This window comes from Micromonospora sp. 4G55, from assembly GCF_016803375.1.
Genome location: NZ_JAEVHN010000258.1, coordinates 1 through 8,174, shown reverse-complemented (window position 1 = coordinate 8,174; position 8,174 = coordinate 1). Strand labels below are relative to the sequence as shown.

Genomic DNA, 8,174 nt, shown 5'->3' with positions numbered 1-8,174 from the left:
CGGGCTGCTCCGCCGGGTGCCCCGTGCCGACGAGGACGGGGCGTCGGAGGACGGCCCGTCGCCGTCGTCCGCCGGCATCGCCTGACCGATCCGGCCGGCTCGCCTGTCCGTGAGCGACCCCGTTTGCGGCGTGTTGCGGGTATCACGGCTGACGGACACCGCGACTCGCCGCAAACGGAGTCGACCAACGCCGGCGGGGCTGCGGCGCCGAGCGCTGGGCGCCGAGCGCTGGGCGCCGAGCGCCACGCGCCCGGCGTCGGGTGTCGGGAGGCTGGGGCGGGTCAGCGGAGGGCGCGGAGGAAGCGCTCGCTGATCGGGACCGCGCTGGACGTGCTCGATCCGCCCTGCTCGACGAAGACCGCGAACGCGACGTCGCCCTGCCAGCCGACGAACCAGGCGTGGGTGTGCGCCGGGTTGTTGTCGTACTCGGCGGTGCCGGTCTTGCCGTACACCGGGCCGCCGGGGACGTCGGCCAGCGCCTTCGCCGTGCCGGCGGTGACCACCTCGCGCATCATCGCCTTCAGCGGCTCCACCGACTCGGCCTTGAGCTGCGGGCCGGGCTCCGCCGGCTTGGCCGGGGCCGGGTCGAGCACCAGTTTCGGCTGCTCCCAGCGCCCGCGGGCGACCGCGGCGGTGGCCCCGGCCATGGCCAGCGGGCTGACCACGGTGGTGCCCTGGCCGATCGCGGCGGCGGCCTGCTCGACCGGCGAGCCGTTGGCCGAGACCTTGCCGGTGAAGGCGTCCGTGCCGAGATCCCAGCTGCCCTCCAGGCCGAGGGTACGGCCGGTGACGGCCAGCCCGTCGGGGCCGAGCTTCGGCGCCAGGGACGCGAAGGCGGTGTTGCAGGACCTGGCGAAGTCGGTGCGGAACGGCACCTTGCCGAGGACGAAGTCGTCGGAGTTCTTGAAGGATCGTCCGTCCACGGTGAACGTCTTCGGGCAGTCCACGACGGAGTCGGCACCGACCGCGCCGCGGTCGAGCAGGCCGAGGGCGCTGACCACTTTGAAGGTGGAGCCCGGCGGCACCTGGGCGGTGAAGGCCAGGTTCTCCCCGGCCGCGCCGGGCCCGTTGGCCGCGGCGAGCACCGCGCCGTCGCTGATCCGTACCGCCACCAGCGCGGAGCGGCGCTTCTCGCCGCGCAGCGCGGCGTCGGCGGCGTTCTGGGTGGCCACGTCGAGGGTGGTCTTCAGCGGCTGGCCGGGCTGCGGCTCGTGCCGGAAGACCTCGGTCGGCTCCGGGCTGCCGTCGGGGCCGGCCGGCCCCTGCACGAGCACGGTGAGCCCGGGAGTGCCGCGCAGGCGGTCGTCGTAGCGGCCCTGGAGGCCGCCGTGCCCGACCAGGTCGCCCTTGGCGTACCGGTCGGGGTGGGCGGCCAGGTCGTCGGCCTGCGCCTCGTCGACGGAGCCGAGCAGCGCCCGGGCGAACTCCCGGGTGGGGGCCAGGTCCCGCTTCTCGGTGGGTAACCGGGTGCCGGGCAGGTCGTAGATGCGCGACCGGATCTGCCGGTACGCCTCGTCCCGCAGCGTCACCACCTCGACGAAAGCGCCCGGATCCGCCTCGCTGAGCCGTTTCGGCAGTTCGGAGAGGTCGACCGGGGGGTTCAGCGCCGGCCGGATCGCCTTGAACGCGGCGTCGAGCTGCCTGACCAGCGCCTTCACGTCGGTCACCTCGCTGGGCTGCACACCGACGCGGACCACCTGCCGGGGCGCCACGATCGGCTGCCCGGCGGCGTCCAGCACCCCGGCCCGGGGGCTGGCGACCCGGCGTACCGTCAACCGGTCGCCCTCGCCGAGCTGCTCCTGCACCAGCTGCGGCTCCCAGATCACCTGCCACTGGTCGTCCCGGCCCTGGCGCAGCCGCACCGGTCGGTCGTACGCCCAGGTGGTCTTTCCGGGCAGCGCCCACTCCACCCGGACCTTGGCGGTGGCGATGTCCTTGGTGACCTCGGCGTCGCCGGAGCGGCGCAGGGTGGGCGGGGTGGCGGCCAGCTCGCCGGAGAGCTCCTTGATCTCCTTGGCGACCTCGGTGGCCGGCAGCCGGGCGCCGGTCGGGTCGATGAACCCGACCGCGCCGAGGTCACCGGAGCGCCAGCCGGCCAGGAACGCGTCGACGGTCCGCTCCGGTCCGTCACCGTCCGAACACCCGGTGAGCGCACCGGCCGCCAGCACGGTGGCGGTCAGCGCCGCGAGGGTCGACCGGATGCGCGTACGGGTACGGCGGAGCGGGTACGACACGGGCATGGAGCGGTACCTCCGGATCTCGGACTGCCCTGCACGCTAGTACGGCCGTGCTCCCCGTACCGCCCGGGCGTGGTCGCACGCTGCGTGAAGACCCCGACGGCGGTGTGATGAACATCGCGAGTCGGGGTACTCCGCAGCCGGCCGACCACGTATCTGCAACGGGTGAAAGGACAGAGTCCCGAACCGGACGTCCGGCCGGTGGTCCGCCGACGAACGAACAGAGTGGCAGGGCCTAGGCTGGGCGGCAGAGTGACCCACAACGCGGTGGGTCGAGGGGAGTGGCACCGATGGACCGGCGTCCGGCGATCAAACCGGGACCCGACCTCCGGCAGGCTGACACCGGCCGGGACGACAGCTTCGATTCGGCGACCGACGGGGACGGCTTCGGCCGACTCGACACAGGAGTTACCGGGATGACCGGTTCGAGTATCGACACCCTCTATGACCTGGGGCTTCCTTCCGAAGCGCTCGGGGACGACGTGGAGGACGCGGAGCTCGACGAGCCGGTACCCAACGCGGAGCGCCTGGTCGCCCAGGCGGTGGCGCTGGCCGGCGACGACCACGACGCGGCCACCCTGGTGGGCCGCTTCTGGCGGTTCGCGCCGGACGAGGAACTGATCGGATTCACCGCCGAGGAAATGCTCGACGCCGCCAGGGCGCACCGGGACCTGGCCCAGCAGCGGGTGCCGGGCGAGCTGAAACTGCGCATCCACGAGCCGGACGCCGAGCAGCACCACACGGTCATCGAGATCGTCACCGACGACATGCCGTTCCTGGTCGATTCGGTGACCGCGCTGCTCAACTCGCACCACCTCGACGTGCACCTGCTGGTGCACCCGCTGGTCGTGGTGCGGCGGGAGCCGCTCGGCCGACTGACCGAGGTCTCCGCCGACGTGGAGCCGGACGACGCGATCGCCGGCGACCTGGTCGAGAGCTGGATGCGGATCGAGATCGACCCGGTCCGGGACGCGGGGGAGCGGGAGAAGCTGCGCCGCGAGCTGCAGCGGGTGCTCACCGACGTCCGCGAGGCGGTGGAGGACTGGCCGAAGATGCGCCAGCGCGCCCTGGCGTTGGCCGACGAACTGGCCTCGGCCCGGACCTCCGACAACCGTCCGCCCGTGCCTGAGAAGGACATCACCGACTCGGTGGAGCTGCTGCGCTGGCTGGCCCACGACCACTTCACCTTCCTCGGCTACCGGGAGTACCGGCTGGTCGACAGCGACGGCGGCGACGGACCGGCGCTGGAGGCGGTGCTCGGCACCGGGCTGGGCATCCTGCGGTCGGACTCGCCGGAGGCCCGGGCGCTGTCGTCGATGACGCCCGAGGCGCACGAGAAGGTGATGGAGAAGCGCCTGCTGATCATCACCAAGGCGAACTCCCGGGCGACCGTGCACCGCTCGGCCTACCTGGACTACATCGGGTTCAAGATCTTCAACGAGGCCGGCGAGGTGGTCGGGGAGCGGCGCTTCCTCGGCCTGTTCTCCACCGCCGCGTACCGGACCAGCGTCCGTGAGCTGCCGGTGGTCCGACGCAAGGTCGCCGAGGTGCTGGACCGCTCCGGCCTGAGCCAGCGCAGCCACTCCGGCAAGGACCTGCTCCAGATCCTGGAGACCTACCCGCGCGACGAGCTGTTCCAGATCAAGACCGACGACCTGTACCACGCGGTGATCGGCGTGCTGCGGATGGCCGGTCGCCGGCAGCTGCGGGTCTTCCTGCGCCGGGACGCGTACGGGCGGTTCATCTCCTGCCTGATCTACCTGCCGCGGGACCGGTTCACCACGCAGAACCGGCTGCGCATGCAGGACATCCTGCTGCACGAGCTGAACGGCGTCGGGGTGGACTACACCACCCGGGTGACCGAGTCGATGCTGGCCCGGGTGCACTTCATCGTCCGGACCGACCCGACCAACCCGCCCGGCGAGGTCGACGCCGACCTGCTCGCCGAGGAGCTGGCCGACGCCACCCGGCTCTGGGACGACGACTACCGGCTGGTGCTGGAGCGCAAGCTCGGCGACGAGCAGGCCAAGCACCTGTTCAGCCGGTACGCCGACGCCTTCCCCGAGGGCTACAAGGACGGCCACACGCCGTACGAGGCGATGAAGGACCTGGCCAAGCTGGAGCTGCTGGAGGAGCCCGGCCAGCTGGAGATGCACCTGTTCCGCAAGCAGCTCGCTCCGCGCGGGGCCGGCGGGGACGCCGACGACGCCATGGACGTGCGCTTCAAGGTCTACCGGTACGGCGAGCCGATGATGCTCTCCGCCGTGCTGCCGGTGCTGCACTCGCTCGGCGTGGCGGTGGTCGACGAGCACCCGTACGAGGTGGATCGGGTCGACGGCCGGGTCTTCCTGTACGACTTCGGCCTGCGCCTGCCGGAGGGGCACCAGGAGCTGGCCGAGGTGCGGCCGCACGTGGAGAACGCCTTCGCCGCCGCCTGGCGGGGCGAGGCCGAGGTGGACGGCTTCAACGAGCTGGTCCTGCGCGGCGGTCTCACCTGGCGGCAGGTGGTGGTGCTGCGGGCGTACGCGAAGTACCTGCGCCAGGCCGGCACCGTCTTCTCCCAGGACTACATGGAGCAGACCTTCATCGCGTATCCGAAGATCACCGCGTTGCTGGTGAAGCTCTTCGAGACGCGGTTCGCCCCGGGCTCGGCCAGCATGGAGGAGCGCCGGCAGCGCAGCGGTGAGCTGGTCACCGCCATCGGGGCGGCCCTGGACGACGTGGCCAGCCTGGACCAGGACCGGATCCTGCGGTCGTACCTGACGCTGATCCAGGCCACCCTGCGGACGAGCTTCTACCAGAAGCCGGTCGGCGGGCGGCCCAAGTCGTACGTGGCGTTCAAGCTGGACCCGCAGGCCATCCCGGACCTGCCGGCCCCGCGGCCGAAGTTCGAGATCTTCGTGTACTCGCCCCGGTTCGAGGGCGTGCACCTGCGGTTCGGGCCGGTGGCCCGGGGCGGGCTGCGCTGGTCCGACCGGCGGGAGGACTTCCGCACCGAGGTGCTCGGCCTGGTCAAGGCGCAGATGGTGAAGAACGCCGTGATCGTGCCGGTGGGCGCCAAGGGCGGCTTCGTGCTCAAGCAGAAGCCGGGGGACCGCGACGAGGCGGTCGCCTGCTACAAGGAGTTCGTCGGCGCGATGCTCGACGTCACCGACAACATCGTCGGCGGCGAGATCGTGCCGCCGACCGACGTGGTCCGGCACGACGTCGACGACCCGTACCTGGTGGTGGCGGCGGACAAGGGCACCGCCACGTTCTCCGACATCGCCAACGAGATCTCGGCGGCGCACAACTTCTGGCTGGGCGACGCGTTCGCCTCCGGCGGCTCCGCCGGGTACGACCACAAGAAGATGGGCATCACCGCCCGGGGCGCCTGGGAATCGGTCAAGCGGCACTTCCGCGAGCTGGGCCACGACACCCAGACCCAGGACTTCACCGTGGTCGGCGTCGGCGACATGTCCGGCGACGTGTTCGGCAACGGGATGCTGCTCTCGGAGCACATCCGGCTGGTGGCCGCCTTCGACCACCGGCACATCTTCCTGGACCCGGACCCGGACGCGGCCACCTCGTACGCCGAGCGGAAGCGGCTGTTCGAGCTGCCCCGGTCGTCGTGGGAGGACTACGACCGGAAGCTGATCTCGGAGGGCGGCGGGATCTTCCCGCGTACCGCCAAGTCGATCCCGATTACGCCGCAGGTCCGGGCGGTGCTCGACCTCGACGAGGACGTGACGCAGCTCAGCCCGCAGGAGCTGATGAAGGCGATCCTCACCGCGCCGGTCGACCTGTTCTGGAACGGCGGCATCGGCACCTACGTGAAGGCGTCGACGCAGACCAACGCCGAGGTGGGCGACAAGTCCAACGACGCCATCCGGGTGGACGGCAAGAGCCTGCGCTGCCGGGTGGTCGGCGAGGGCGGCAACCTGGGCTGCACCCAGCACGGCCGGATCGAGTACGCGCAGAACGGCGGCCGGATCTACACCGACTTCATCGACAACGCGGCCGGGGTGGACTGCTCCGACCACGAGGTGAACATCAAGATCCTGCTCAACACGGCGGTCGCCGACGGCGCGCTGGACGTCCCCGAGCGGGACGAGCTGCTCGCCCAGATGACCGACGAGGTCGCCGAGCTGGTGCTGCGGGACAACTACGACCAGGCGCGGGCGATCAACAATGCCCAGGCCCAGGCCGCGTCCCTGCTCCCGGTGCACCGGCGGATGATCAACGAGCTGGAGCGGGCCGGTCAGCTCGACCGGGCCCTGGAGGCGCTGCCGCCGGACGAGGAACTGGCGGTCCGCACCGAGTCCGGGCTGACCGCGCCGGAGTTCGCGGTCCTGCTCGCGTACGTCAAGATCGTGCTGGAGCGGGAGATCCTGGCCGAGGGGCTGGCCGACGAGGAGTGGACGACCGAGGTCCTGGTCAACTACTTCCCGACGCCGATGCGCGAGCGCTTCGCCGACCGGATGGCCCAGCACCGGCTGCGCCGCGACATCGTCACCACGGTGCTCGTCAACGAGGCGATCAACCGGGGCGGCATCTCGTTCGTCTTCCGGGTCGTCGAGGAGACGGCCGCTTCGGCGGCGGACGTGATCCGGGCGTACGTGGTGGTCCGCGAGGTCTTCGGGCTGCGCGAGCTCTGGGACGCCGTCGAGGCGCTGGACAACAAGGTCTCCCCGGAGCTGCAGACCAGCGTCTACCTGGACACTCGGCGGCTGCTCGACCGCGCGGTGCGCTGGCTGGTCACCAACCGGCGCTCGCCGATCGACGTGCCGGCCGAGATCGCCCGGTTGCGCGACGGCGTGGCCCGGCTCCTGCCGGACCTGGAGGAACGCTTCTACGGCAGCGAGCGGGAGTCGCTGGCGGCGCACATCGACTCGATGGCCGAGCGGGGTCTGCCGCGCGACCTGGCCGAGCAGGCGACCCGCCTGATGTACAGCTTCGGCCTGCTGGACGTGGTGGAGACGGCCACCTCCAGCGGGCGGGACGTGGGCGAGGTGGCGTCGGTCTACTTCGTCCTGTCCGACCTGTTCCGGGTGGACTCCCTGCTGTCGAAGATCTCCCTGCTGCCGCGGGAGGACCGCTGGCAGACGCTGGCCCGGATGGCGCTGCGCTACGACCTGTACGCCGCGCTGGCCGCGCTCACCGCGGAGGTTCTCGGCTCGACCCCGGACAACCTGCCCTCGAACGAGCGGGTGCTCCAGTGGGAGCAGTCGAACGCCACCTCGATCCACCGCGCCCGCCGGGCCATGGGGGAGTTCGACGAGTCGCGGGCCGATCTGGCCGCCCTGTCGGTGCTGCTGCGCCAGATCCGCACCCTGGTGCGGACCTCCGCCGCCGCCTGACGAGTACGCCGACGCGCCTCCGGCGGGACTCAGGTCCCACCGGAGGCGCGTCGCGTTCACCCGGTCATCGTGGCGAGGACGACGATGTTGTCGGGGTAGCTGCGGGCGGCCTGGTCGAACTCGCCGCCGCAGGTCACCACCCGCAGGGCGGGCTTGTCGTTCGGCCCGTACACCAGCTCGGTGGGAAAGGACACCTTCGGGTACGACCGGACCTCGTCGACGGCGAAGGTGGCCTTGACCCCGTCGGCGCGGGTGACGGTGATGGTGTCACCCGGCAGCAGGGCGCCGAGTTCGAAGAAGACGGCGGGGCCGAGCTTCGCCGAGTCGACGTGCCCGACGATCACCGCGTTGCCGACCTCGCCGGGGCTGGGCCCCGGGGAGTACCAGCCGGCGCGTTGGGCCTGGTCCAGCGGGGGGACCTGGACGGTGCCGTCCGGGTTGGTGCCCAACGTCATGATCTCGGCGTCGACCCCGATGCGCGGGATCGAGATGGTGCCGGGGGCGGATCGGGACAACGCGGCGGGCGGCACCTCCACCGCCTCGACCAGGCCCTCGTCGGGTACGGCGTCCGGCTCGGCGGCGGGGGTCTGCGGGGCGG

Annotated in this window: 3 protein-coding genes; 1 reads left to right on the top strand and 2 read right to left on the bottom strand. The window is 71.8% G+C overall.

The window, feature by feature from the left end:
* Positions 1–281: 281 nt before the first annotated feature.
* Positions 282–2,240 (bottom strand): penicillin-binding transpeptidase domain-containing protein, encoded by a 1,959-nt coding sequence (locus JNW89_RS20355; RefSeq protein ID WP_238450101.1) that lies wholly within the window; start codon positions 2,238–2,240, stop codon positions 282–284.
* 287 nt (positions 2,241–2,527) lie between these two features.
* On the opposite strand from JNW89_RS20355, the gene JNW89_RS20350 reads away from it, so the two are divergent.
* Positions 2,528–7,576 carry an NAD-glutamate dehydrogenase gene (locus JNW89_RS20350; RefSeq protein ID WP_238450100.1) on the top strand — a complete coding sequence of 1,683 codons (5,049 nt, stop codon included), beginning with the start codon at positions 2,528–2,530 and terminating at the stop codon, positions 7,574–7,576.
* Between the two features lie 56 nt (positions 7,577–7,632).
* On the opposite strand, the gene JNW89_RS20345 is transcribed toward JNW89_RS20350, so the two are convergent.
* On the bottom strand, positions 7,633–8,174 hold a 542-nt coding region (locus JNW89_RS20345), incomplete at its 5' end, for a class F sortase (RefSeq protein ID WP_238450099.1).

Bases quoted from the DNA above. Each gene is read 5' to 3' on its own strand.
- JNW89_RS20350 (WP_238450100.1), top strand. From the start codon at position 2,528: ATGGACCGGCGTCCGGCGATCAAACCGGGACCCGACCTCCGGCAGGCT.
- JNW89_RS20355 (WP_238450101.1), bottom strand. From the start codon at position 2,240: ATGCCCGTGTCGTACCCGCTCCGCCGTACCCGTACGCGCATCCGGTCG.